Source organism: Campylobacter lari subsp. lari (genome assembly GCF_013372185.1).
Taxonomy (GTDB): domain Bacteria; phylum Campylobacterota; class Campylobacteria; order Campylobacterales; family Campylobacteraceae; genus Campylobacter_D; species Campylobacter_D lari.
The window spans coordinates 823879-850434 of record NZ_CP053830.1; the positions used below are offsets into that span (position 1 = coordinate 823879).

General features: G+C 28.3%; 21 protein-coding genes, 1 tRNA gene and 1 pseudogene. 9 read left to right on the forward strand and 14 right to left on the reverse strand.

All coding sequences use genetic code 11. From position 1 onward, the window contains the following. Positions 1 to 132: 132 nt before the first annotated feature. Together CLLT_RS04410 and CLLT_RS04415 are read right to left on the reverse strand one after the other, a co-directional pair. Positions 133 to 1029, reverse strand: coding sequence for a malate dehydrogenase (locus CLLT_RS04410; RefSeq protein WP_074692127.1), 897 nt, complete (start codon positions 1027 to 1029; stop codon positions 133 to 135). Between the two features lie 18 nt (positions 1030 to 1047). Then, positions 1048 to 3549 carry a YhdP family protein gene (locus tag CLLT_RS04415; RefSeq protein ID WP_070262605.1) on the reverse strand — a complete coding sequence of 834 codons (2502 nt, stop codon included), beginning with the start codon at positions 3547 to 3549 and terminating at the stop codon, positions 1048 to 1050. On the opposite strand from CLLT_RS04415, the gene mltG reads away from it, so the two are divergent. Continuing rightward, the gene (mltG, locus tag CLLT_RS04420; protein ID WP_070256886.1) at positions 3536 to 4489 is read left to right on the forward strand and encodes an endolytic transglycosylase MltG; all 954 of its coding nucleotides are present in this window, start codon (positions 3536 to 3538) and stop codon (positions 4487 to 4489) included. The genes CLLT_RS04415 and mltG overlap by 14 nt on opposite strands. Here mltG and CLLT_RS04425 read toward each other — a convergent pair whose 3' ends face one another. Further along, positions 4490 to 7234, reverse strand: a complete 2745-nt coding sequence (locus CLLT_RS04425) for a DNA translocase FtsK (RefSeq protein WP_070257145.1) — start codon at positions 7232 to 7234, stop codon at positions 4490 to 4492. It abuts the gene before it with no gap. 133 nt (positions 7235 to 7367) lie between these two features. After that, positions 7368 to 9605 carry a flagellar hook-associated protein FlgL gene (gene flgL / locus CLLT_RS04430; RefSeq protein ID WP_074692130.1) on the reverse strand — a complete coding sequence of 746 codons (2238 nt, stop codon included), beginning with the start codon at positions 9603 to 9605 and terminating at the stop codon, positions 7368 to 7370. 156 nt (positions 9606 to 9761) lie between these two features. On the opposite strand from flgL, the gene CLLT_RS04435 reads away from it, so the two are divergent. Next, positions 9762 to 9848 (forward strand) — tRNA-Leu (locus tag CLLT_RS04435). Between the two features lie 174 nt (positions 9849 to 10022). Here the strand turns inward: CLLT_RS04435 and CLLT_RS04440 are convergent. The 4 genes and pseudogenes from CLLT_RS04440 to CLLT_RS08045 form a co-directional block, all read right to left on the reverse strand. Then, on the reverse strand, positions 10023 to 10553 hold the full coding sequence (locus CLLT_RS04440; protein WP_234944978.1) for a hypothetical protein: 531 nt from the start codon (positions 10551 to 10553) through the stop codon (positions 10023 to 10025). A 432-nt stretch (positions 10554 to 10985) separates the two neighbouring features. Continuing rightward, a complete protein-coding gene (gene traN / locus CLLT_RS07920) occupies positions 10986 to 11285 on the reverse strand; it encodes a conjugal transfer protein TraN (RefSeq protein WP_305954355.1) in 300 nt (99 codons plus the stop codon). A 116-nt stretch (positions 11286 to 11401) separates the two neighbouring features. Then, positions 11402 to 11653, reverse strand: coding sequence for a hypothetical protein (locus CLLT_RS04450; protein WP_070256882.1), 252 nt, complete (start codon positions 11651 to 11653; stop codon positions 11402 to 11404). Positions 11654 to 11892: 239 nt separating this feature from the next. Then, positions 11893 to 12036: pseudogene (locus CLLT_RS08045) on the reverse strand (DUF5675 family protein); the annotation flags it as partial. Positions 12037 to 12192: 156 nt separating this feature from the next. Here CLLT_RS08045 and CLLT_RS04455 point away from each other — a divergent pair. Further along, positions 12193 to 13113 carry a helix-turn-helix transcriptional regulator gene (locus CLLT_RS04455; protein ID WP_070256880.1) on the forward strand — a complete coding sequence of 307 codons (921 nt, stop codon included), beginning with the start codon at positions 12193 to 12195 and terminating at the stop codon, positions 13111 to 13113. Positions 13114 to 13117: 4 nt separating this feature from the next. On the opposite strand, the gene CLLT_RS04460 is transcribed toward CLLT_RS04455, so the two are convergent. Continuing rightward, complete coding sequence (locus CLLT_RS04460) at positions 13118 to 14512, reverse strand: PDDEXK-like family protein (RefSeq protein ID WP_070256878.1); 1395 nt, start codon at positions 14510 to 14512, stop codon at positions 13118 to 13120. A gap of 105 nt (positions 14513 to 14617) precedes the next feature. Here CLLT_RS04460 and CLLT_RS04465 point away from each other — a divergent pair, with 105 nt between their 5' ends. From CLLT_RS04465 to CLLT_RS04485, 5 genes are all read left to right on the forward strand, one after another. Further along, the gene (locus tag CLLT_RS04465; RefSeq protein ID WP_070256875.1) at positions 14618 to 15166 is read left to right on the forward strand and encodes a hypothetical protein; all 549 of its coding nucleotides are present in this window, start codon (positions 14618 to 14620) and stop codon (positions 15164 to 15166) included. Beyond that, positions 15163 to 15303: an agmatine deiminase family protein gene (locus CLLT_RS04470; RefSeq protein WP_141080128.1), complete on the forward strand. Its 141-nt coding sequence runs from the start codon at positions 15163 to 15165 to the stop codon at positions 15301 to 15303. Before CLLT_RS04465 ends, CLLT_RS04470 begins: the two co-directional genes overlap by 4 nt. Then, complete coding sequence (locus CLLT_RS04475; RefSeq protein ID WP_159427734.1) at positions 15296 to 15451, forward strand: hypothetical protein; 156 nt, start codon at positions 15296 to 15298, stop codon at positions 15449 to 15451. Before CLLT_RS04470 ends, CLLT_RS04475 begins: the two co-directional genes overlap by 8 nt. A 66-nt stretch (positions 15452 to 15517) precedes the next feature. After that, entirely contained in the window at positions 15518 to 17440 is a 1923-nt protein-coding gene (locus CLLT_RS04480; protein WP_074691893.1) for an AAA family ATPase, read from the forward strand. 138 nt (positions 17441 to 17578) lie between these two features. After that, positions 17579 to 19240, forward strand: a complete 1662-nt coding sequence (locus tag CLLT_RS04485) for a DUF262 domain-containing protein (RefSeq protein ID WP_074691890.1) — start codon at positions 17579 to 17581, stop codon at positions 19238 to 19240. A gap of 29 nt (positions 19241 to 19269) precedes the next feature. Here CLLT_RS04485 and dnaE read toward each other — a convergent pair whose 3' ends face one another. After that, positions 19270 to 22863 carry a DNA polymerase III subunit alpha gene (dnaE, locus tag CLLT_RS04490; RefSeq protein ID WP_074691887.1) on the reverse strand — a complete coding sequence of 1198 codons (3594 nt, stop codon included), beginning with the start codon at positions 22861 to 22863 and terminating at the stop codon, positions 19270 to 19272. Positions 22864 to 22966: 103 nt separating this feature from the next. Here dnaE and CLLT_RS04495 point away from each other — a divergent pair, with 103 nt between their 5' ends. Further along, on the forward strand, positions 22967 to 23206 hold the full coding sequence (locus tag CLLT_RS04495) for a SelT/SelW/SelH family (seleno)protein (RefSeq protein WP_264274944.1): 240 nt from the start codon (positions 22967 to 22969) through the stop codon (positions 23204 to 23206). A 23-nt stretch (positions 23207 to 23229) separates the two neighbouring features. Here CLLT_RS04495 and CLLT_RS04500 read toward each other — a convergent pair whose 3' ends face one another. Genes CLLT_RS04500 through CLLT_RS04515 form a run of 4 tightly spaced genes read right to left on the reverse strand, consistent with a single transcriptional unit; the run spans position 23230 to position 26537 of the window. After that, positions 23230 to 23796: a DJ-1 family glyoxalase III gene (locus CLLT_RS04500; RefSeq protein WP_074691881.1), complete on the reverse strand. Its 567-nt coding sequence runs from the start codon at positions 23794 to 23796 to the stop codon at positions 23230 to 23232. A gap of 11 nt (positions 23797 to 23807) precedes the next feature. Next, positions 23808 to 24680 (reverse strand): N-carbamoylputrescine amidohydrolase, encoded by an 873-nt coding sequence (locus CLLT_RS04505; protein WP_074691878.1) that lies wholly within the window; start codon positions 24678 to 24680, stop codon positions 23808 to 23810. Continuing rightward, positions 24649 to 25563, reverse strand: a complete 915-nt coding sequence (locus CLLT_RS04510) for a cation diffusion facilitator family transporter (protein WP_070256849.1) — start codon at positions 25561 to 25563, stop codon at positions 24649 to 24651. Before CLLT_RS04510 ends, CLLT_RS04505 begins: the two co-directional genes overlap by 32 nt. Further along, entirely contained in the window at positions 25560 to 26537 is a 978-nt protein-coding gene (locus CLLT_RS04515) for an agmatine deiminase family protein (RefSeq protein WP_070256847.1), read from the reverse strand. Before CLLT_RS04515 ends, CLLT_RS04510 begins: the two co-directional genes overlap by 4 nt. Positions 26538 to 26556 lie beyond the last annotated feature (19 nt).

Sequence of the window (26556 nt, forward strand, 5' to 3'; positions counted from 1 at the left end):
CAAAAATTATTTTTAAACAAACTTTTTATTATAGCGAATTTATGGCATGAGTAAATATTATTTAAAATATAAGGTAAAACAAATAGGTATTTATAACGCAAAGTAACATTAGGAGTTAAAAACTCCTAAAAATTACTTATAATTATACTGAGAGAGAGAATTTTCTAATGCGATTTGTTCTTGATTGTCTAATTTTAACTCCAAAATTTCAAGCACTCCATCAAGACTAATTCTTGCCATAACACCAAAAGCTTTTTCTTTTATGCCATATTCTCCATCTAAAATCGCACATATTGGTAAAAATTCTCCACTTTTTAAAGCTTCTATCATCCTCACACAAGCACTTGCAGGAGCTAAATATGCTGAAGTTTTTAAATATTTTATGATTTTAGCACCACCTGTTTTAACTTCTTGTTCTATTTGAGTAAGTTCACATTCATTTAAAACTTTATTTAATGCTTTGTTTTGAACTTTACTTTGAGATTTTACTAAAACCATGCTATCATTGTGAAAACCTATAAGTTTAGTATCTATACAAGAAGTTTTTATATCTAATTTTTTACCGACTTCATATTTAAATCTAGCATTATCTAAAACACCTGCCATAGCAATGATTTTCTTTGATGAGAATAATTTACTTTCATAAAGAGCATTGAGTAAAAAATCTACAGGGTTACTTACTATGATAAATAAAGGATCGTTGTTAAATTTTTTAATATTATTAGCACACTCAAGCATAATTTTAGCATTAATAGCAAAAAGCTCATCCCTGCTTTGACCTTCTTTTCTAGCTACTCCCGCACTAAAAATAACTACTTGGGAATCTTTTGAGTGTGCATAATCATCTGTACAAGTTATTTTGATATCAAAATTAAAAGCAGCTATACTCTGACTTAATTCTAATTCTCTAGCAAAAAGTAAATCTTTATTAATATCAATTAAAACAAGTTCATCAACCAACTCTCTTAAAATCAAAGCATAAGCAGTGCTTACTCCAACATTTCCTGCGCCTATGATGGTGATTTTCATTTTTTCTCCTTTTTATGTTTATTTAACTAAATTAGCTGGTAATTCAAAAATATTTTTAATTAAATGATAAGGAAGTTGCAAGCTTTGCGCAATAAGCTGGGTTTTAAATTCAGGTTCATCCACTGTTCCACTTAATTTAATTTGTGTGCTAATTTGTCTATCTTTACCTAATATAATTTGATTGATAATTGGAACTTTGGAAATAACCGAACTAGCTGATTTTAGCGTTCTAAGTTCTAATAAACCATCTACTTGATTACTTCTTAAATTGATTTTAACTTGACCTAGCACATCTGCGCTATCACCATTAAAATTAAGTGCGTCAATTTCAAAAAGATCTTTTTTACGGTTAAAACTTATACCAGCATTTTCAACACTAAATCCTTTTTCATTAAAGGTAGGGGCTTTAAATAAAATTAAACTAGGTATGGTATCAATAAAACTTAAAAGCTGTTGATGAAATTTTAAATCTTTTAAATATGTATCTTTAAATAAGAACTTACCTTTGAAAAAATCAGTGCTATTACCATCTACATAAAGATTAAACTCGCCTTTTTCAAAAACATTTTGACGCATAAAGGTGTTTAAAAAATCATCATCCATTTTTAAAGCCCTAATTTGCATTTGATTTTCTTTAAGCAAAAAGTCAAATTTAGATTCATTTCTATTTGCCCAAGCTTTTACATAATCTTTTTTAATTTTAGCGTCAAATTGATCAAAATCTAAGGTTTTATTAAAATCTTTCAAAATTAAATCTATATTTTTACCACTAATATTATAAGTTGAATTTTCAAGAGTATCCAGGGTGTTTTCCGTATCTTGCTGAGAAATCAATAAATTAATATTATTTAAAGTGATATTTACATCATCATTGTCTTTTTGAGCAAAAACACTACCGCTTGCACTGGTTAAATTAAAATCATCACCTTTTATTTTTATACTAAAACTATCATATTCATAAGGATTGTTGTCTTTATAAAGTAAAAATGATTCAAAAGTAGTATTATTAATATCTACATTAAAATCTTGAAAATTTAGAGTATTTAAAGTTAATTCCCCATCATGTACTTTATTTTTTTGCATTAATTTGGAATAATTTTTATATTTTGCAAGTTTTTCAACATAAACAGACATACCTTGATCAAAATTTAAGGTTGTAGTAAATTCTTTATTATATAAACTAATATTTTTATCAAAATCAAGGCTTAGATCAAGAAATTTATTTTCTATTTTTAAGCTCTCTTGTGGTAGTTTTAAGTTTGTTATAAAGGTTTTAAAATCACCTTTTTTTTGCTTCAAATCAACACTTGCATTAAGATCACCATTAATCATACTACCTTGCACGCTTGCATTTTGTATATCTAGCTTATCTTTTTTTAAAATAAGATTTGCTTGAACTATCTTAAAATCACTTATATTTATATTTGAATTAATGATATTAAAACTTCCATTATAAGCAATTTTCTCAGGATGTTCAAAAGGAATTTTCAATATTAAATCAGTCTTTGTAATACCATTATTTTGTAAAAATGGTAATTTTATATCATATAAAAGCAAAATTTTATTAACCCTATAGTCAGCTCTAGCATTATCACTTTTAATGTGTATATAAATTCCTGCTTTTTCATTTAACATATTATCTATATAAATTTGGCTTTGAGCTAAATCATAATTATTAAAACGCAATTCATCATAAATAAAATCAAGTCTTTGTTTGGCAAATTCAAGCCTCACAAAAGGACTTACGATAGGATCTATTCCTTTATCTAAAACTACTTTTAAATTATTTACATAACCTTTGGCACTGATATCATTTAAGTAATATCTATGTTTTCCAAAGTCTGCAAAACCGGTTAATTTTTCTATAAAATAAAAATCAGCCTTTACCTTGCCACCCACCCAAAGAGGAAGATCAGAAGGCAAGTGCACTCCATTTTCTACTAAAACATCAAAGATTTTTGAAATATTATTTGAGCTTATATTTTCTAATTCATAAGCAATCTCTTCTCTTTTAAGTGAGAATTTGATATCACTTTTTAAAAAATTACTATCAATTTCTCCTTTAAAAGTATAAAATTTTGTCTTAGGATTAATAAGCAAAGATCCGACTATACTAAGATTATGATCTTTTAAAATAAAATTATCAATATTAGCTTGTATATTTTTATCACTAATTTTTAAATTTACTTTCACTAAAAGATTTTTACTATTCACAAAAAATAAATTATTTTTATAAATTAACTCCACGGGATAGTTATTGACAAACATTTCATCAATATTGATTTCTTGAAAAAACCAATAAATATATTTTACATCTTTAATAAGCTGCACAGCTTTACTTGCACTAGTTTCATTTTGAGTACTTTGACTTTGAGAATTTACTATAACTTTTTTAGCATTTAAAATGAGTTTTTTATCTAATTTAATATATAATTTCTCTAAATTAATAGAAGAAAATTCTAATTTTTCTATGTAAATTCCATTTTTGAGGTAAATAAACAAAGCAATGAAAAGTATCATAGGTAATGCTAAAAATTTAAGAATTTTTTTAATATGTTGTGATTTAATTTTAATTTTTCTTTTATCCATTTTTTATTATCTACTTTTACCTATAAAAACAAACTCTGTAGTTTTTATACCACAAGGTTCTGTTAGCAAGATTATAACGCAATTAGATAAAAATAACTATAAAATGAGCAGTATTGATAAATATACTTTATATTTCTTAGGTCATCCACAATCTGGCTGGATAAATATAGGTACAAAAGAATTAAATAGAGCTGAATTTTTACATAAACTTACCGTTGCTAAAGCAGCACTTGAAACTATTACTTTAATTCCCGGAGAAACGACTGAAATTTTCTTTGAAGAATTAGCGCCAAAGTTAAATTTAAATACCAAAACCTTAATGCAAGAATTTTACAAACAAAGCCCTTTTAAAGAAGGTATGCTTTTTCCTGAAACTTATAAAATTCCAAAAGGTATCACAGAAGAACTTTTAGTGAAATATCTTTTGGCTTATTCTGCAAGTGAATTTAAAAAACTTTCTTATAAAATTTTTAGAGAATATAATGAAAAAAAATGGCATGAGTATATCATCATAGCTTCCATTATACAAAAAGAAGCAGCAAGTAATGAAGAAATGCCTATAGTTTCATCTGTAATTAGAAATCGCTTAAGAAAAGGCATGAAGCTTCAAATGGATGGGACGCTAAATTATGGAAAATACTCTCATGAAAAAATCACTCCACAAAGAATAAGATCAGATAATAGTTCTTATAATACTTATAAATTTAGTGGAATTCCAAAAGAAGCTGTCTGTAATGTTTCATTTGAAGCTATCAAGGCAGCTATTTTTCCTGCAAAGACAGATTATTTATACTTTGTAAGAGATAAAAAAACTAATAAGCATATTTTTACCTCTACTTTAAAAGATCACAACAAGGCAATAAGAAATTAATTATAAAATTTCTCTTTGGCCTTTTGCATCAGGTTCGCTTAAAACTCCCATTTGCGTGAGCTGCTCTACTATATTTGCAGCGCGGTTATAGCCTATTTTTAAGCGTCTTTGTATATAAGAAATACTTGTTTTTCTATCCTCTAAAACTATAGCTTTAGCCTCTTCATATAACTCATCTAAATCACCATCGCTAAAGTCATTTCTTCTTGCATTAAAATCAGAATTTTCATCCTTTAAAAAACTCTCATCATATTCTACAACTTGTTGTTCTTTTAAAAACTCAACTATATTTTCTATTTCATTTTCACTTGCAAATGGGGCATGCAAACGCACTAAAGAACTCATACCAGGGGGAGTAAATAAACAATCTCCTCTTCCTAACAAACTCTCAGCCCCCATAGCATCTAAAATTACCTTAGAGTCTATTTTTTGTCCTACTTTATAAGAAATTCTACTTGGTAAATTTGCCTTTACAACTCCCGTTACAACATCAACCGAAGGTCTTTGGGTGGCAACTATAAGGTGTATTCCACTTGCTCTTGCCATTTGAGCTAAGCGACCTATGTAAAATTCCACATCTTTTCCCGCTGTCATCATTAAATCCGCAAGTTCATCGATAATCACAACTATAAAAGGTAAGATTTCTCCGCCTTGATCTTTGATTTTTTCATTGTAATTTTCTATATTTTTAGTCTTTGCTTCAGCCATTAAGCGGTATCTTCGCTCCATTTCAGCAACCATATTTGATAAAGCATTAACAGCCTTTTTAGGATCAGTAATCACCGGAGTTAATAAATGAGGTATGTCATTATAAATACTAAATTCAAGCATTTTTGGATCTATCATCATAAGTCTTAGTGTTTTTGGCGAATTTCTATAAAGCAAAGATAAAAGCATGGAATTTATCCCCACACTTTTACCGCTTCCTGTAGTTCCTGCTATTAAAAGATGAGGAAGTTTTTTAAGATCTGTTATGAAAGGATCCCCTACTATATCTTTACCTAAAGCTATAGTTAAAGGTGAACTTGAGTTTTTAAATACATCACTTTCTAAAATTTCTCTTAAATATATAGTATCAATTTTTTCATTTGGTACTTCAATACCTACTACATCTTTGCCTGGTATTGGAGCTTGAATTCTTATAGTTTGAGCTTTTAATGCCATAGCTAAATCATCTTGTAAAGATAAAATCTTACTCACTTTCACATCTGCAGCTGGACGAAATTCAAATGTAGTCACTACAGGACCTGTGTAAGTTCTAACTACATCTCCACCTATTTTAAAGCGTCTTAATTTTTCCAATAAATCATATATTTTTCTATCGATTTCTTCTTCATTGATCTCATTTTTTCCCTCTTTTGGCATAGATAAAAAATCTAGTGGTGGCAAGATAAAATCTTTTGGTTTTTCAAAATTTCCAAAGTCAAGATCTTTCAATAAAGCTTTATTTTCACTAACTTCACTAGTGATAGAATGATGAGTTTTATTTTCTAATTCTTCATTTTTAATCTCTTTTATTTCAAAGGCATTGTTTTCTTCTTTAACTTCATTTTGAATTTCCTCTACTATAAAAGGATTTTGAAGTTCTTTTTTACTTCTTAATTCTTCTATACTAAGAGGCTTTGTGAAATCATCTTCACTAAAATCTAGTTCTTTCACTTCATTTTGCGGGATAAAATCCTCATCTTTAAAATCTTTCACCCCTAAAAAACTAGTTTTGTTTTGAATTTTTTTAAACTCGGCTTCTTTTTGTGCTTCTATAGCGTTTAATTCTTCAATTTTTTTAAAATCCTCATTAAGCTCTTCTAAAATTTTTTCTTTTTGTAAGGCTTTATACTCTTCTAGTAATTTAGCTTTTTGTAACATTTGCTCACGCTCTTTAAGCTCTTTAGCAAACAAAGAATTTTCTTCTATTATTTCTTCTTTATTTTCATTTAAATCCATATTGCGTCTTTTATAGCTTGGCTCATCTAAATTTTTACTTTTTAAAGTTTGAGTATAAATATCTTCACTATTGTTTTTATATTTTGACAAATACTCTTCAGGGGTCATCTCATCTTCCTTTATATTTATTTGACTGGCTTTTTGAGCAAAACTTGCGATAGGCTCTGAAAGTTCATGAATATAACTTGAGCTTAATTTTTTATCCTCTTCACTAATTATCACTTCTTCTAATTCTTGATTTTTTAAATCTTCAAGATTGAATTTTTTATTTTCTTGAGTCTCTTGTTTTGGTAGTTCTTCATTTTTAATAGGTTCTTCTTTTTTCTCTTTGATTAAAAGCTCTTGCTTAAGCTTTTCTTGCTCTTCTTTGGTTTCATTTTCATACTTATCACCACCAAAAAATCCAAAAATTTTATTTTTTATCAAAGTTTCAAGTTTTAAATAAAAATCAAAATCAAGCTCTACTTTAAACACTTCTTTGATAAATTTTGGAAAAGAAATACTAAAAGCAAAAGCTAAAAGCAAAATTATCAAAATCAAGCTACCTATTTTTCCAAAAAGCCCATCTAAAATTACAAACATAGCAGAAGCTATATAACCTTTATCTTGTAAAAACGCTGAAGCAAAAATAAGCGAAGTAAGAATGCAAGTAAAAATAGCTACACTAAATCTACGCTCAATAAGTTCTAAATTATAATCATTTTTATACAAAAGATAATTAAACCAAAAAAAGACAAAAGGATAAAATTTAGTCAATGAACCAAATAAAAAATAACTAAGTTTTGCTAAAGAGTATCCTATAATACTCACCAAAGTTTGATCAGGTATCAAAGCACTTAAACAAAAATAAAAAATAAAAATATTAGAAATAATAAAAATAGCTTCTTTTTTTATAATATATCCTTTATAAAGAAAAAAGCTATTATATCAAAAATTACATGTAGTTTAACAAACTCATTTGAGAAATTTTAGAAGTGGCTGAAAGCATAGCTTGATAAGAAACCATAGTTTGCATAAACTGCATATATGTTTGCCCATAATCAGCATCAGTCACACCGCTTTTTATAGAAGCAACATTAACATTTAAAAAAGTCATTCTTTTATTTGTCTCTTCTATGTTATTAGTATAAGCTCCTATGGTTGTATGCATTTTTCTAACATGATCTTGCAAATGATCAATTCTTTCTAAAGCCCCTTGTAAACCTGTATTTCTAGGATCTTTACCTTCAGAATCAGCTCTCATATTTCCATTTAACACAGCATCTATCATTTCATCTAAGTCTTTAATCAAATCCACATTTGGATCATCAATAGTCAAAGAATTATTAGCGCTAAATACAAAATTTGATCCTTGTACTGTTTGGCCACCTACAGTTGGAAAACCAGTATTTGAATTTCCATCTTTTATACTTACACCTATATTTGTATTTGTAGAAAATTTATCAGTTATACTAATACGACCCTTATAGTCCATATTTACTTCAACAAAATCTTTAGAATTATCAATATTTTGTTGAATAGTTTGAAAATCATTATTATTAATAGTTCCGTTTTGATTTGCGTTAATAGTTGCCGTAGGAACATTATCGCTTGCAAACATACCTATAATATCATTTAGCTGACCATAAGTAATATCTTCAGGTCTTGTTTGCATACCCACTGAAGTTCCTGTTGCTTCATTATACTGAGAATGAGTAATAGGAAAACTTATGGTTTGACCTGGATTATTTGGATCAGGATAACTTACTCTTGAATTTTCTAAATCAATGGTAACATTATAAGTTTGACCACTCTTAGAAGTAATGCTCATTTGAAGCTCTTGCCCTGTCATATCTCCATTGGCATTAGCGATTACTTCGCTTAATTTTGTACTATCAGTGGCATACTCGCTAGTTCCTTTTATAATTTGAGAAACATTGCCATATACAGTATTTCCATCTTTTTCAAAAGGCACATCAAATTCTTTTCCGTTTGTTTTATTGCCATTAATATTACTTTTAATAAAGTCTGTTTGGTGTATGTTTAATTGAAAATCTTGATTATTAACACGCACAGTTACAGGACTTGTAACATTATTTAAATTCCCATTGTGAGCTGCTTGCATAATACGATCAGTTAACTGATCCATGGTTATACCCTCTGCTTCAGCTGCTTCTTTTAATGTTGTAATTTGTTCTTTATTTTGTGCTTGTGGGGTCAAAGCAATTGCGTGAAAATCTAAAGAACTATTTCCTTCTTTTAAATTTTTAATTTCGATTTGTCCGCTATCATTCATACTCACTTCAACAACTTTATTTGTATCTGTATTACCATAAAGTTTTCCGATATTTTCTAAAACATCTCCCAGCTTATCTTCAGGACCTATATTTATAGTAGCTTTAAAACTTGTTCCATCAGGTTTTACACCTTGTATATACATAGATGATTTTGGAAAATCAAGTTTTGAATCTTCATAGTCAAAATCCTTATCCGTATCAAGCCCACCACCTTGAACATAATTTTGTCCTATAAGATAAGAAAATTTAGACTCTTCATCTAAAAATTTCTTTTGATCAGGGTTTTTATTAACATCAAATCTATTATCTATCATAGAAACATTTGTTGATATTAATTTATGCTCATTGGTATCGGGTTTAAAAAATAAATCCCAACCAGGAACATTATAAGGAATTTGTGTACCAGCACCACTTACTACAAAAATATTATCTTTATTACCAGTATAATTTCCAAATTTATCAAAAGGTTTTGTGGCCGTATTAGAACCTGCAAATAAATACTGACCATTAATGCTAGTATTAGCAATATTTACTATAGAATCTCTTATAAGTTTAAGCTCTTTTGCTATAGCCTCCCTTGAGGTTTGAGAATTTCCATCACTTGCTGCTTTTGTTAAAAGCGTTTTAAATTTTTCTAAAAGCTCAGTTATGTTTTTTATCGCTGTATCAGTATTTTTAGCCATTTCCATAGCAGATTGAGTACCTTGGATAACCTGTCCTATGTTAGCCAATTCATACTCTAACCTTGAGCCGTTTATGTAGATATTTGCATTTTCAAAGGAATGTTGGATGATTTGCCCAGTTTGCAATTGCAAATTATATTTATTAAGTAAAGACTGTCCGTCTGTGTAATTTTGTATAGAAGTGTAGTAATTATACTGATTGCTAATTCTCATTATTTTGCTCCGCAAGTAGATTTTTACAAATATTACAAGCAAAAAAAGTTCCAATTTTTAAAGATATTTTAATTTTCTATATAAATATTTTTATATTGTTTTAATTTTTTTTTAGTATAATCTCAACTCTTAAATAAAATTAAATTCTTGATAAAAGCCCAAGTGGTGAAACTGGTAGACGCGCCAGACTCAAAATCTGGTAAGGGCAACCTTGTGTCGGTTCAAGTCCGACCTTGGGCACCATTTGTTTTTTACTCCCAAATGTTATTTTTTGGCAAATTATATTCAAAATATTAAAAAAGAGTTTTTATTTTCATTAACAAATCACACCTGCTAAATCTATCATTTACCTACTTCAATCTCACATTCATAATCATATTAGATAAAAAGATATTATCTTTATCAAAGCTTTTTAAGTTATATTCTAGTTTTAAATATCTTTTTTGTATATCTTGCATTAAAGTTGAAAGATTGTATAAACTTAAACTTTCTAATATATTTTATAAGTTCTATCTTGCTTAAAGTATTAAAATCATTTAACAAGCTAAGATAATTACTTATAATAGAAGAAGAATTGATATTATTAAATACAATTTTATTTTTTATATCTTCTTTAATAAAAAATTGATTATTTTTTATATAAAAATAATCTTTAAGATGATTATTACTTAATATTTGATTATAAAAACTTAAAAGGCTTTCTTTATTGTTTAAGTCTATAAAATTTAAAAATATATTTTCTTTTAATAATACTTCTTGTAATTGTTTTAAGTTTTTAAAAGCTTGATTTATACTAGAAGTATTTTTTAAAGCATAAATGATATTGTCATCTTTAGAAATTTTTCTATTAATATTATATTGCAATAAAGGATTTTTATAAAGTGTATCACTATTGATTAAGATATTGATATGAAAAGATTCTTTACTTTTATTAGTTAATTGAAGCAAAGATATAACATCTTTTATAACTTGTAAAATATCATTTGCTACTTCACCATAACCCCAAGTAAAGATAATAGATTATCATCTATATTTGTAGCACCAAATAATGAAGAAGGTGCAAAAATTAAAGCACTAAGGAATAAAATGTAAAATCTTTTCATCAATTGTATTAAAGAAGTTAAAGAGTTTGTTTGGTATAATTGTATTAAGGGTGCAACGCCAAAGGGGCGCAACCCTTTAGCGTTAATTTACCACCCAGAAGGGAGGTGAAGCTTAATGCTAACAAAAATTATCCTTATAATTATACTCTTAACGCTTTGCTATGTCAAGGCTTATTGAGTATCCCCTGCTTTTGCAGGGTTTAGGATAATCCCTTTGGCTTTTACCAAACAAATTTTAGCTAAACTCTATATCCTTTCTATAAATTTATTTTTCTTTTTAATTAGTAGGTTTTCTTGTTAAATTCTCAAGATTGCTTTCAATCTTTTCTTGTATTTTTATAGAATCAGCTTGTATTTTATCTACATCAATACTTCCAACAATATCAGCAATAAACTCACTTAAATCTATTTCGCTAAAATCTAACTTTTGAAATTCTTCCGGAATAAATCCTCTACAATCAGGACTCTTTGGAGAACCCCAACCTCTTTTAATTTGTGGGCGTCCTTGTTCATTAAATATTCTTGCTAATTTTGAATTAAAACAACAATGTGTTTTTTTATGCTGAATACAAGCTATGAATTTATTTTTTTAGAGCAATATTCACCAAGCTCTACACATACCAATAAATCCAAAAGAAAGTAGTATGTTATAATGTGACATAACACTATTTAAAAAATTTATAACTACATTTTTTATACTTCAATTTGATTTTTTTGAGTATTTGTATGAAAGAGTGCTTTTAGCTCTTGTTCGTGTCTTATTTTAAGCTCCTGAGTAATCCTTGTTAGTTCATTATTTACACCCAAAGCTAATTTTAAATCACTTTGACTTTTTTCTAATTTTGCGTTTGCGCTATCTAGCTTAAGATATAAAAATACATTAAGCATAAGCATTAGAGCTAAAGCAATATAAAGCTTTGTGTTTTTAAATAAAAGATTTATCATTTCTTATTTTAGAAGTTTAAGTAAGATTTGAATATAATCTAAAAGGGTGGAACACCAAAGGTGGCCGCCTTTGGTGTTAATCAACACTCAGTTAGGTGGTGATTAAATTGAACCATAAAATTCTAGTAATAATTATACTACTTTGCATAATTATAGTCAAGGCTTATTAGCTTTGATTTCCCCTTTAAAAAGGGGAGCTAGAATACCACCTTTGGCCTACTTAAACTTTTATCTCCTTTCTAAAATTCGTTTGTGATTTCTAATTTTATATTTGATAAATCTTGCTGATATAACAAGTCATATAATTCTTTACAAGCTTGTCTGCTTTGTCCTATACTTTCATCACTCTTAGTTAAACCTAGTAAAATACAACCTTTTGTATTCTAATAATTATATACTTATCATCTTTTACTCTCAAATATTGTTTTATAAACAAATTTTCATTTCCAAACTATAAGCTTTATAGCATTCATAAACTAGACTTTATTTGTTTATAAAGCAATTGTTGTTAATATTTTTAAAAAATTTAGAGAAAAACCATGAAAGATCTTAAAAAATACATTGCAAATTCCAAACTAACACGCCTTGAAGTTTTATATGAAAAATTAGTAAAGTCTGAAAATGGCATAACCATAAAAGAACTAGCCCAAGAACTCAATGTAAGCGCTAAAACCATAAAAAGAGACATGCAAGGGGTTTTTGAGCCTATGGGACTTATTAAAAATGGAAGAAAATGGCGTATCGATACAAGCAAAGACACTCAAGAGCAAGATGATGAAAAAATAATCCTTGAAGTGCTTGATACCATGGCAAAAAGCGCTGGAAACAGTTTTTATGCTAAGGCTCATCCCCTACTTTCTAAACTTTCTCAAAACATTTCTAATCCCATCCATACTAGCCTAGATGCAGAAAAACTAGAAGAAAAAGATTTAAACAATTTTCAAATTCTTGAACAAGCTATTAACACTAAAACACAAATTGTCTTTAAATATGAAAATAAACTTTTCCAAGCAAAACCTTTAAAACTAGCTTTTTTTAGTGGATTTTGGTATTTACTTGCTTTTGATATGAAAAAACGAGATATTTTCAAAAAATTTTATTTAAAAAATATCCAAAACATCACCCTAACCCAAGAACATTTTCAAACCGATGAAAGTTTAGAAATAAAACTTCAAAGAGTAAATTCTATATGGTTTAGTCTTGATAAGCCTTTTACAGTAAGGCTTTTAGTAGAAGAACCAATACGAAAATACTTTGAAAGAAAGCCTCTAAATTCACAAATCATCACCGGTAAAGATAAAGATGGTTCCATAGAAATAGAGCTTGAGATAACTCATGAAATGGAAATTTTACCTTTGGTGTATTATTACATACCTTATGTAAAGGTTTTAGAACCTGATTTTATAGCAAATAAAGTCAAAGAAGTAGTTAAGCAATACCTTGATCACATAAGCAAATGATTGCTTATTTGTTTGGTTTTAATTTATTGTTAATCTTTTTTAAAGTGTTTTTTATGGTTTCTTTGTTTAAAAACTCTTCTAAAATTTTAGAAAATTCTACCATCCAATTGCCATGATTATTTATTAACCAATACACAAAAGCATATTTTTCTTTAAAGTTAAAATTGTCAAATTCATTATAGTAATAATGATTGCCACTTCTGCGAATATTGTCATTTCTTATATTTGAGTTTTGAAAGAATTCTTTATATTTATCATTCTTTTTATTATGATTTATTTTAAAAGTCAATCCAAAATTACTATAATCACTTTTTCCAAAATAAACACCCACACTAGGCCACACATCATTACCATCATCTTCATAAATTTTTGGATAAAAATCAAACCAATCACAATTAAATCTTTTCTCATTAAGCTTATATCCAAACCATTTTATACCACATATAGTTCGTTCTTTTTCAAATTCTTTTTCAAGTTCATTAAAAAAATCACTTACTAATTCTTCACAAATTTCATCCCATTTCTCTTCTACTATTTCTTTTGCTTTTTTATATTTTATATCTTTAGAATCACTTTCGTCTTTTAATTTTATAGAATTGTTTAAATTTTCTTTACTTGATTTCAAAAATTCCAAGACATAATCTTTAACCACATAATCATCTATAGCTACATACCAAGTTAAAATAGTTTTATATTGATTTAAAGTAAAAATCACATTTTGCATATCATTTTTAAATTTTTTATCAATTTCATTGTTTTTAACTTTATTCTCACACACACCTATACAAGCATTAACCCACTCTTTTATCCATTTATAATCCATTTTTAGATAATAACTCATTTTTTTATTAGAGTTATTATAGATAAGATCATCATTTATTTTAAATCCATTTCTTGTGCCTAAGCTATACTTGCTAGGCTCGGTATCTTCATTTTTATGCAGATAAATAGTAAGTATATTTTCATGAAAATCATCCATGTTTTCAACTTTTTCTTTTATGTATTTTACATAATCTTTGAGTTGATTTGGCTGATCTCTTGCGTTAAGTTTATTTTCGATAATGATATATCTTTTATCTTTTAAACTTATGAGTATATCGATCCTCCTATTATCTTTCGCACGAGCTTCTGTTTCTACTCTTTCTATATCATAAGCTGTAAGATTTTTAAATTTCTTAGCCTTTGTGTATCTTCCAAGCTTTTTTAAAAACTCATTTGCAAAAAGCTCTTGATAATGATCATCATGTGGATCTATCAAATAAGCTATAAATTTAGAATGATAATTTTCACTTTCTTGCACATTTAAAGCTTCGAAAATATTTATATCACTCATACCTTTTTTGGTATTTTCTTCAAATTTATTATTAACCCTTAATAATTCTTCAATAAAAACTTTCATTTTTTTCCTTGAAATATTTTCACAATTATACTACAAAAATATAGACTACCATTGTCTTCTTTTTTTAGCTATGATTTTTCAAATCATTCAAAAAAAGGATTAAAAATGCTTCAAACCATGAAACACATCCTAACTCACACTGATGAGACTTTACTTGCAAAGAAATTTGGCTATAACAATGTAGAAAAATTTATCAAAACAAAAACTTTGTTTTTAGAATGTGAAAGCATACAAGAATGGCTTTTAAAAGGACATTATGATATGGTAAATTCCTCTTTGGAATTTATACAAAAATTTGATTTTATCTTAGATAAAGAAATTTTAAATTCAACCTTAGAACAAAGCATTTTATTAAAAGATAAACACATAAAATTACAAGAAGCAAAAGCCATCATAAAAACAAATTTTAAACGCAAAAGCGAACCTTTACATGTTTTGATGTTTTTATCTCATTTGCGTGTGCTTAAATTTCCTATTAGTAATGATTTACTCTATCTTAATAAAACACAAATCATGCAAAAATTCAAAGAACTTACCATAAAACATTATAAAAATTCGCAAGGTAAATTAAAACTTTGGGGAGATATCTTACAATATGACATTATTTATGATGATGATCTATTGGTTTTAAGCATGCTAAAGAGCGATGAATGATAGCCATTTCTACACTTTTATCATCAAAACATAAAAGAATTTATCAAAATCTTGTGCAAAATTTTGCTAAATTAAACATCACTTTTAAAGAAATACCAAGCAATGATATATGGTTAAGAGATTTCATGTATGTGTAAGAAAATTTTTAGCCAAAATCCAACACTTAGCAAGGAAAGCATTATCCATACTTTAAAACAAAGTCTAAATTTAAAACACATAATCTTTTTACCAAAACTAGCTTATGATAGATACACACATAATGATGATATTAATGATTTTTCATAACTAGACAATAAAAGTCTAGTTATTTTGTTTATAATTGCATTATATATCTTAGTTTAAAGGTTTATAATGCAAACAAATACTTCTACTCTTACTCATATTGTGGATTTGGATTATTATACACATAATATAAGGGTTATCTCGCTTCATGCACAAATGTTCTCACATAATAAGCAAATAAAAAAAGATTTTTATAGCGAATTTGAAGATATATTAAATAAAGATAGTAAAATTCCTAGTTTTATTTATAAACAATATTCTAAATTTATTCTTCCTGATTTTTTAAAGAAAAACTTAAATTATCTAAAAAAATATTTAAATTTTAGCCAAGCAGAATGTGATGTGTTTGTGTTTTTTTACTATGCGAACAAAGGTCGTTTTGCCTTACATCAAGGATATAGCGCTGCTTTGGGTAAAAAAATTATAGAGAAAATTTTCAACCTTACCCCAAAAGATATCAACAAAGCTTTAAGTAATGATTCTATGCTTTTTAAGCTTGATGCTTTGTGTTATTATGATAGCGATGCATTTGGTATAGATATAAAAAATTTTGAAAATATTTTTACACAAGATATTAGCAAAACCACACTTATGAGTGAATTTTCGTATTTTTTACCAAAAACTAGACTAAATTTGAGTGATTTTGACTATATACAAGAGGAATTTAATACCATCACTACTTTTTTAAAAAAATCCCAAAAGGGAAATATTTTTATATATGGAAAAGCAGGTGTAGGTAAAAATGAGCTTAGCGCGCTCATAGCTAAAGAGCTTGGAAAAGAAGCATTGTGCGTTAAAGATTGTGAAGATGTAAAAAAATCAAATAGAATTTCAAATTTTTATGCACTAAAAAAGATCATTAATCCAAAAAAGCAAATGATAATATTTGATGAGTGTGAAGATAGTCTTTGCTATGATTCTTTAAAAGAAAAAATTAGAATTAATAAAATCTTAGATGAAGAAAATGGCATATGTGTGTTTTTATCAAATTCTAATGAGATGGATGAGGCGTATTTAAGACGCTTTGATATGATTTTAGAGCTTGAATGCATGCCAAAAGAAAAGAAAATTCAAAATATAAAAAATTTATTTGCCAAAAAAAGATTAAAAATAGATGAGGCGATTATAGAAAGCATAGCTTCTCACCCTGAACTTTCTCAAGGCGTGATATTAAAATGTGCAAACAATGCTAAGATCTTTAAAAACAAAAGCCAAGAAGTGTTTGTAAGGTTGATCAATGAGAATTTAAAAGCAAGATCACTTCGCACAATTTCAATGCCAAAAAAAGATAAAAAATATAATTTAAATTTAATAGAATGTGATTTAAATTTACAAGAGCTGATAAATAACATCAATGAAAACTCAAATTTGAGAATTTTAAGCTATGGTATAGCAGGTAGTGGAAAAAGCGAGTTTGGCAAAGAATTAGCTAATGTTTTAAACAAAACTTTACATTCTTATAAGCTTAGTGATATTTTAGATCCTTTTGTGGGAAATAATGAAAAAAATATCGCAAACATTTTCAAAAAAGCTTCTAATGATAATGCTATCTTACAGCTTGATGAAATCGATGCGTTAATTTATAGTAGAGACGAAGCAAATAAAAGCTGGGAAAAAAGCTTAGTCAATGAAATGCTTATGCAAATGGAAAATTTTGAAGGTATTTTCATAGCTTCTACAAACTACCTACAAAACCTTGATAAAGCTAGCATAAGAAGATTTGATCTAAAGATAGAATTTCAGGCACTAAAACAAGAAAAGCTTTTAAAGGCTTTTGAATTTTTTGCTAAAGAATTAAATTTAAGCTTTGATAAAAAGCAAATTGCAAAAAGACTCTTAAGACTTCAAAACATTTGTTTGGGCGATTTTGCGCTAATCCTTAGACAAAATAAAATTTTTAAAATCAAAAACGCCGATGAGTTTTTAGAAAAATTAGAAAAAGAATCAAAACTCAAATCAGATGATGAAAAAATCAACATGGGATTTTTATGAAAAGAATTTACGCTTATATAAAAAATAATTTATTTGATATAATCCTTATATTAGTAGTAATAATAACAGGAATTTTATTTTAAGCAAATAAAAATTAAATTTTAACTATAATAAATAAATTTTTTAAAAGGAGTAAAAATGGAAATAAAAGCTAGCATAAGTAGTTTGGAGGATATATTAGCTGATAATAGAAAATTCTATCAAATACCAGACTATCAAAGACCATATTCTTGGGATAAAGAAAATCTATCGGATTTAATTGACGATTTATTTAATGCATATATTGACAATAAAGACGAAAATTATTTTTGCGGTTCTTTAGTTTTAGTAAATAATGAAAAAGACCAAAGATTTGATATTATAGATGGGCAACAAAGAATGACCACTTTTATAATTTTATCTTGTGTTTTCAAAGCTTTATATTGGGAACAAATAAATGATAAAGCAAAAGATTTTATATTAAAATCTATTCAAGATAGATATGAAGAAACAAAAAGAAAGTTAAGATTTCTAACAAATGAATATAATCAAAATAGTTTTGAGCAAAATGTTTTACAAGGTATAAATTTTAAAGAATTTAAAAATATCAGAGAAATGGAAAATGATTTAAAAAATAATAAATATATTATAAATGCTTATTATTTTAAAAATCTTTTACAAAATAAATTAAATGAATATAAAGAAATAAATATAAATGATTTTATAGTTTGGATATATGAAAAAGTAGTATTAACAGTTATAATTTGTCCATCTCAAGATAGTGCTATTAAAATATTTAATGTTTTAAATGATAGAGGTATGCCACTAAGTCCTGTTGATATTTTAAAATCATCATTGATGTATAATTTAGATGATGAAGATAGAAAAATATTTAAAGCTACTTGGAATTCCATAAATGATAATGTTGAAAATAATGGTTTAGAGTTATTTTCTTTATTAAATGTATATTTATATTACACCATAACTTCAAATCCTAAAACTAGACTAGATAAAGAATTATTAGATAATTTTAAAAAAAATAATAAAAATTCACTAGAAATAATTAATGATATACAAAATTTTTCAAAATCATATATAGATTTATTAAAAATGGAAGATAAGTATATTTATTTATTAAAATATTTAAGACATGAAATATATTGGACTAGCATATTAACAACAGCTTTATTTAATAATTATGAGTATTTTAATGAACTTAAAAAATTACTATTATCTTATTATTATAAAAATTGGGTTGCTGGAAATACAGTTGCTACAATAAAACAAACAAGTTTTAGAATTTTAAAATTAGTAAAAGAAAAATCCGATATTCAGGAAATAAGAAGCGAAATATTAGAAAATATAAAAAATAATAACACAGAAGAAAATTATATGGAAAACCTAAAATATCATTATGTTTATGGTAAAAAATGGGATAAACCTATCTTACTAATGCTTGAATATTTTGCCACAGATAATAATCATCATAAATTTATACCTTTAAATGCAGATATACAAATAGAACATGTATTACCTATAAAATACAAAGAATATAACTGGGATAAAATATTTACAGAAGATGAAAGAGAAGATTGGACTAATGCGTTAGCAAATTTAACATTAATATCTATGAGAAAAAATGTTCAAGCGTTAAATTATGATTTTACTAGAAAAAAAGAAATTTATGCAAACAAAGAGGTTTTAACTTGCTATACAATAACTCAAGATATAATACATAATTATGCTGAGTGGAATGTAAAGTCTCTTGAAAAAAGAGAGAAAGATTTAATAGAAAAAATTTCAAACATATTATCAATTTAAGCTATGATTATCATAGCTTAAATTAATATTTAACCTTTACATTTTTGAGCTATCACATCCATAGCTTCTTGTGAGAGAACAAAATTTGTATGATAAAGCAAGCAACTACCCATATCAAGTACTTTTAGTACAAGCTTTTTATTATTAGTATCTTTTGGATTGTGCCTTGTATTAGCTAGATCATAAATTTCATACACCATATCTTTACTAAGCTTGTTAATATCAAGTTCTATGATATTTTCTTCAAATTTCATAGGCTCTTGCGTGAATTCTTCTTTGTTTTCTTTTTTTACAAAGCTTTTTTTCTTACTAAAAGATTTTAGCTCATTTTCCTTTGCTTCTTCTAGGGTGTAAATTTCATTTAAACTAAAGCTTAAGTCATTGTCATTGTTTTTATATCTTAGTAAAAAAGCAAAGGCTTCATCTTTGCTTTCTTTAAAAAGTGCTTCAACTTTTTCTACTTGAGCTTCAAAAATAATCATATCAAAAGTAGAATAAAAGTCTAAAACCACGGCCTTAGCATACCTTTTACCACTTTTACTCATCATCGATTTAAAATCTTCAATCTTTCCTACAACCAAAAGCTCGCCTTCGCCTTTGAGTGTTTCAAAATCCATACTTTTAAAATACTCTATGCCTTCTATTTGACTTGCAAATTTATCTAAAGGGTGGCCTGATACATAAATTCCTAAGATTTCCTTTTCATAGCCTAGTTTTTCCATTAGTTCAAATTCTACCTTGCTATCATGAAGCCCTACTTTGATATCTGCAGCTATTTCCTCTTCTCCAAAAAGTGAAGCAGTAGAGTTTCTTTTAACTTCAGCGATTTTTCTACTTGTTTCTGAAATAAGCTCAAGATTATCTACCAAACATTTTCTAGTATAGCCAAACTCATCAAAAGCACCTGATTTAGCTAAATTTTCTATGGTTTTTTTATTAATCTTAGTTGGGTCAATCGAGCTTATAAAATCATCAAAATCACTAAAGCCCTCTTCTTTGCGAATAGCCATGATATTTTCTATCGCAGGAATTCCCACACTTTTAATCGCTCCAAGCCCATAAATAATAGCTTCAGAACCATCTTCAAGCTTAGTTGCACTAAATTCTCTTTGGGCTTTATTGATACTTGGTGGCAAAAGCTTGATATTCATTCTTTTCATCTCTTCAATGTATTTTGCAACCTTGTCTACATTGCTTTCTTCACTTGTTAAAAGCGCAGCCATAAACTCACTTGGATAATAAGTCTTTAAATACGCTGTTTGAAAAGTTATAAGTGCATATGCTGCAGAGTGGGATTTGTTAAAGCCATATTCAGCAAATTTTAAAATAAGCTCAAATAAATCATCAGCCTTTTTCTCATCATAGCCTTGTTTTTTAGCTCCTTCTAAATACTCTGCTTTAAGATTGTCCAAAATTTCTCTTTTTTTCTTACCCATAGCACGACGCACATTATCAGCTCCACCCAAAGAAAAACCACCAATTTTTTGCACTATTTGCATAACCTGCTCTTGATAAACTATAACCCCATAAGTGTTTTCAAGTATAGGTTTTAAATCTTCAAATGCATAAGTAGCAGCTTTTCTACCATGCTTGATATCGATAAAATCATCCACCATCCCACTATCAAGTGGCCCTGGTCTATATAAAGCTAAAACCGCGATTAAATCTTCAAATCTTTCAGGCTTTAACCTAGCATTTAAACTTTGCATACCGCCTGATTCTATTTGGAAAATGCCCAAGGTATTACCACTTTGTATGGTTTTATAAACCTTAGGATCATTCATATCAATCTTTTCCCAAATCACATCTTTACCATAACGCTTTTTTACTAGCTTAATCGCATTATCAATCACCGTAAGAGTTTTTAAACCCAAAAAGTCAAATTTGATTAAATCCACATCTTCAAGATATTCTTTAGAATACTGCGTAACTAAATGACGCTCATCGTTTTTGCTTTGTCTAAAAAGTGGAGCTTTATTCCACAAAGCTTCATTAGATATCACAACTCCGGCTGCGTGCATACCTGCGTTTCTATTTAAACCCTCTAATGCCTTAGCAAAGTCCCAAACTTGACGTCCTTTTGGATGAGAATTTACAAATTCAGCTATTTTTGGTTCTTGCTCATAGGCTTTTTCTAAAGTAATTTTTAGCTCTTCAGGAACTAATTTTGCCAAAGCATCTGCATCAGGTATGCTCATATCACAAACCCTAGCTACATCACGGATTACTCCCTTTGCTAAAAGCTTACCAAAGGTAATGACTTGTGCAACCTTTTCAGCTCCGTATTTATCAATAACATAATCAATCACTTCCCCTCTTCTATCTTGGCAAAAATCCACGTCAATATCGGGCATTGATACACGCTCAGGATTTAAAAATCTCTCAAAAAGAAGATTATAAGGTATAGGATCTAAATCTGTAATTTTCAAACAATACGAAACCAAACTCCCTGCAGCACTCCCACGCCCTGGGCCAACTGGTATATCTTTTTCCTTAGCTGCAGCAATAAAATCATGAACAATTAACATATAACCTGAAAATTTCATATTTTTAATAATACTAATTTCTAAATCAAGTCTATCTTTATACTCTTGGTGTTTACTCTCATCGATAAATTGAAGTCTTTCTTCTAAGCCCTTTTTACAAAGATACTCAAAGACTATATCATCATTATCAAAGCTAAATTCTTGATCTTCTTGACTTAAACTTAAGCCATATTTTTTCGCATATTCACGGGTAAATTTAAAATTTGGTGGGGTAGGATCGCCTAGTTTTAATTCAAGATTGCATTTATTAGCTATTTCTTGGGTATTTTCAATAGCTTCAGGAATATCAGCAAAAAGCTCACTCATTTGCTCTGGTGTTTTTACATAAAACTCATGCACTTCATGTCTTAAACGCCCAGGATCATCAAGCTTAACCCCCATAGCTATACACATAAATACTTCATGTGCAGCTGCTCTTTCTTTAAAAGTATAATGCGTATCATTAGTAGCTATGATTTTTATATCAAGTTCTTTAGCAAGTTTTATAATAGACTCATCAATAAATTTTTGATCCTCAATACCATGACGCATAATTTCAAGGTAAAAATCATCTCCAAAAACCTTTTTATACCAAAGCGCAGCTTCCTTTGCACCCTCATAACCCTTTGCGCCAAATTTTAAATTTCTTTCACTTTTGGTATTTAAATGCCAATTAACCTCTCCTTGCAAACACGCAGAAGAGCAAATCAAACCCTCACTATGTTTTTGCAAAAGCTTTTTGTTAATCCTTGGGTAATAATACAAACCATGTATATAACTTTGCGAGCTTAAATACATTAAATTTTTATAGCCAATTTCATTTTTAGCAAATAAACAAACATGAAAGCGTTGTCTTGAGCTTTTATCACTTATATCATCGTGATTGTGCAAATATGCTTCAAGCCCTATGATAGGCTTTATCCCCTCAGCTCTCATCGTTTTATAAAAATCAATCGCGCCAAACATATTTCCATGATCTGTCATAGCAACACTACTTGCACCTTGAGCTTTTAGCGTTTTAGCAAGCTCTTTGAGTTTGTTTGCTCCATCAAGTAAAGAATATTCTGTGTGTAAATGTAAATGTGTAAATTGGCTCATATTTTCCCTTGTATTTTTTTATTATTATAAAAAAAAACCTTAAATTTAAAACTTACAAGCATAAAAAATGTATAATAGCTTACTTTCAAAAAAGGAGTAAAAAATGGAAGTAAAAATTTATTATTGTAATCTTTGAAATTACAAACCACAAGCTGCAAGGGTTGCAGAAGAAATACAAAATGAATTCAAAGATGTGCAAATTTCTACCATAGAAAAAGGTGGTGGGCATTTTATAGTAGAAGTAAATGGTAAGATTATTTACTCTAAAAAAGACTTATTTAACTGCGAAGTAGATAGATTTCCTCATGAGGGTGAAATCACCAAGCTTATGAAACAAATGTAAGCTAAACCCTCATTAATGGGGGTTTATTTTGTTAAAGGAACAAGCATACCTTCATAAAGTTTTTGATAAATTTCTTCTGAGCATAAATGCTTAACAAGTTCTAAACCAAACAAAATAGCCGTAGCAGGTCCAGCTGCAGTGATGACATTTTCATTTACTATGACTGCTTTATTTATTCTTGTGCCCTCAATGCCTACTTCACAACCAGGATAGCAAGAAAACTCACCCTTAATCACCCCTGCTTTTGCTAACACCATAGGTGAAGCACAAATAGCAGCTACGATTTTTTGTTTTGCGTGTAAATCTTGTATGATTTTTATGATGGTTGGATTGTTTTTAAGATTCATCATACCTTCAAATCCACCTGCTAAAGCGATTGCATCTAAATTTTCTTGATCAATACTAGCTAAGCTCACATCAGCCTTTATGCAAATTCCATTAGCACCTTGTACTAAAAGCTCATCATCAAGCGAAGCTATAATCACTTCTAAATTCCCACTAGCTTCCCCTGCTCTTTTTAAAACATCAGCTATACCTATAAATTCAGCCTCTTCAAAACCCTTTGCCAAAGGCACTAAAACTTTTTTCATTTTTTCTCCTTTTAGTCGATAAATCTTTTATTTAATTCATGAAAATACTCTATGCGTCTATCGCGTAAAAATGGCCACCATCTACGCACATTTTCACATCTTTGCATGTCAATTTCAACGATTTTACAAAGCTCTTGTTTATCATCAGCCCTAAAAAGCTCTTCGCCTTGAGCCCCAAAAACAAAAGAATTCCCCCAAAATCTTATGCCATCTTCCACGCCGCTTTCATCTTTTTCAAAACCCACTCTATTTATACTCACAACAGGTAAGCCATTAGCTATAGCATGACCTCTTTGCACGCCTATCCAAGCTTCAAGCTGTCTTTGTTTTTCTTCTTTGCTATCTTTATCAAACCAACCTATAGCAGTAGGATAAATCAAAATTTGAGCTCCTTTTAAAGCCATTAACCTAGCAGCCTCAGGGTACCATTGATCCCAGCATATTAAAACTCCAAGCTTTCCAACGCTTGTTTGTATAGGTTCAAAACCTAAATCACCTGGGGTAAAATAAAATTTTTCATAAAAACAAGGATCATCAGGAATATGCATTTTACGGTATTTGCCTGCTATAGAGCCATCTTTTTCAAATACCACACTAGTATTATGATAAAGCCCTGCGCTTCTTTTTTCAAATAAAGAAGTTACCAAAACAACTTTATTTTCTTTGGCTACATTTGACCAAAAATTGATATCTTTTTCATAATCATTTGCTAAATCAAAAAAGTCTGTGTTTTCACTTTGACAAAAATACTGCGTTTGATGAAGCTCTTGTAAGCATACAAGCTCAGCCTTTTCCTTTGCTGCTTGTTTGATAAGTTCGCATGTTTTTTCTATAGTTTTTTCTTTATTTTGTTTAAATTCTTGCTGTATGAGTGCTAATTTCATTTTTACTCCTTTCTTCTTCTGAATCATCATAAGGGTCTAAGTGTATATGGATATTCCAAAAATCATCTTTAAAATGCTCTCTTATGCTATCTTCAATCTCATCACCGATTTTATGAGCTTTTAAAAGTGATATTGTAGGTTCAAAAACTAAATGCACACTAACATAAAGTATATCAGGACTTGTTCTAGTTTTTAAATGATGAAAGCTTTTGACTTCTTTATTTGCACTTATAATTTGTTTAATCACTTCAACTTGTTCTTTATCAATTGCCACATCTAATAAAATTTTAGAACTTTCTTTTATGATTTTAAAAGCTGAAAAAATCGTATATAAGCTTATAGCTATACCAAATAAACCATCAATAAAATGATAATTTGTAAAAGCTATAATCACAAGCGCTAAAAGCGTTAGAGCATTAGTTAAAAAGTCTATTTTATAGTGCAAGCTATCGGCTTTTATAATCAAGCTTTTTGTTTTTTTAGCAACATAATTTAAAAAAATCACCAAACACAAAGTCACAGCCATAGCAAAAGCCATGACAAAAATTCCAAGATCAAGTTTTTCTACACTTTCTTGATTGTGAATTTTCAAAACACTCTCATAAAAAATATAAACCCCAACCCCACTAATAACAAGACCTTCAAAAAGCCCCATTAAAGCTTCAATTTTACTAAGGCCAAAATTATATTCTTTACTAGATCCTTGAGAACTTTTTTTCAAAGCTAAAAAATTTAAACCCGAAATCACACAATCAAGTAAAGAATCAATCGCACTAGAAAGCACCGCAACAGAACCTGAAGCTAAACCTACTATAAATTTAACAATAGCTAAAAAAATAGCACATACACTTGCGATGATGGTTGCGCTTTTTTGCAAATTCATCTTTGACCTTCATAGCGGTTTTGACAAGAACAATGCAAAGAACCATTCTCTCTTAAAAACACTCTTGCATCAACCCCTACTACTTTTCTATCTTTGCATGCTTTTTGTAAATTTTCTAATACCAAAGCATCATTTTCATCATTATAAGTTGGCACTATCAAGCCACCATTGACAAAAACAAAATTTGCATAAGTAGCACCAAGCCTTTTACCTTCAAAATACAAAGGCTTAGGTAAAGGGAGCTCTAATAAATCAAATCCTGTTTTTTTAAGCTCCTCTTCCATAGCTTTTAAAGGTGCATAATGCTCATCATTTTCATCTTTACACACACAATAAGCAATGGTTTTTTCATTGATAAATCTTGCTAAAGTATCCACATGAGAATCAGTATCATCACCCTTTATAAAGCCATTTTCAAGCCATATGATCTCTTTTAAACCAAAAATCTCTTTTAACTTAGCTTCAATTTGCTCTTTATTTAAATGTGAATTTCTATTTTCATTTAACAAACAAGCACTCGTTGTAAGCATTACTCCTTGCCCATTAAAATCAATACTCCCACCTTCTAAGATAAAATCAATTTTTTCTAATTTTCCAGATAATTTTTGTGAAAAAAGCTTTGAATTGACTGCATTATCTAATGTGCTTTGAAATTTATCTCCCCAAGCATTAAAAGTAAAATCAAGCCCTATGAGTTTATCATCTTCACATACATCAATTGCACCAAAATCTCTTATCCAAGTATCATTTGTATCGCATTTAAAAAAATCTACATTTTTTATATGCTTAAATCTTTGAAAATCTTTTTCACTTGGCGCTATGAATAAAACTTTTTGAAAATTTGCCACAGCTTTAACAAATTCTTCATAGCTTTGCAAAATCTCTTCTAAATAAGGCTTCCAATCGCTATTTTCATGAGGCAAGGAAAGTAAAAGTAGCTCTTGTTTTTGCCATTCTGCTATGCTTTTTCTCATTTTGATACCCTTTTTGATA

Coding starts and splice junctions, on each gene's coding strand:
- CLLT_RS04410 (WP_074692127.1), bottom strand. CDS start 1,029: ATGAAAATCACCATCATAGGCGCAGGAAATGTTGGAGTAAGCACTGCT.
- mltG (WP_070256886.1), top strand. CDS start 3,536: ATGAAAAGTATCATAGGTAATGCTAAAAATTTAAGAATTTTTTTAATA.
- CLLT_RS04415 (WP_070262605.1), bottom strand. CDS start 3,549: ATGATACTTTTCATTGCTTTGTTTATTTACCTCAAAAATGGAATTTAC.
- flgL (WP_074692130.1), bottom strand. CDS start 9,605: ATGAGAATTAGCAATCAGTATAATTACTACACTTCTATACAAAATTAC.
- CLLT_RS04450 (WP_070256882.1), bottom strand. CDS start 11,653: ATGATAAATCTTTTATTTAAAAACACAAAGCTTTATATTGCTTTAGCT.
- CLLT_RS04455 (WP_070256880.1), top strand. CDS start 12,193: ATGAAAGATCTTAAAAAATACATTGCAAATTCCAAACTAACACGCCTT.
- CLLT_RS04460 (WP_070256878.1), bottom strand. CDS start 14,512: ATGAAAGTTTTTATTGAAGAATTATTAAGGGTTAATAATAAATTTGAA.
- CLLT_RS04465 (WP_070256875.1), top strand. CDS start 14,618: ATGCTTCAAACCATGAAACACATCCTAACTCACACTGATGAGACTTTA.
- CLLT_RS04470 (WP_141080128.1), top strand. CDS start 15,163: ATGATAGCCATTTCTACACTTTTATCATCAAAACATAAAAGAATTTAT.
- CLLT_RS04475 (WP_159427734.1), top strand. CDS start 15,296: ATGTGTAAGAAAATTTTTAGCCAAAATCCAACACTTAGCAAGGAAAGC.
- CLLT_RS04480 (WP_074691893.1), top strand. CDS start 15,518: ATGCAAACAAATACTTCTACTCTTACTCATATTGTGGATTTGGATTAT.
- CLLT_RS04485 (WP_074691890.1), top strand. CDS start 17,579: ATGGAAATAAAAGCTAGCATAAGTAGTTTGGAGGATATATTAGCTGAT.
- dnaE (WP_074691887.1), bottom strand. CDS start 22,863: ATGAGCCAATTTACACATTTACATTTACACACAGAATATTCTTTACTT.
- CLLT_RS04500 (WP_074691881.1), bottom strand. CDS start 23,796: ATGAAAAAAGTTTTAGTGCCTTTGGCAAAGGGTTTTGAAGAGGCTGAA.
- CLLT_RS04505 (WP_074691878.1), bottom strand. CDS start 24,680: ATGAAATTAGCACTCATACAGCAAGAATTTAAACAAAATAAAGAAAAA.
- CLLT_RS04510 (WP_070256849.1), bottom strand. CDS start 25,563: ATGAATTTGCAAAAAAGCGCAACCATCATCGCAAGTGTATGTGCTATT.
- CLLT_RS04515 (WP_070256847.1), bottom strand. CDS start 26,537: ATGAGAAAAAGCATAGCAGAATGGCAAAAACAAGAGCTACTTTTACTT.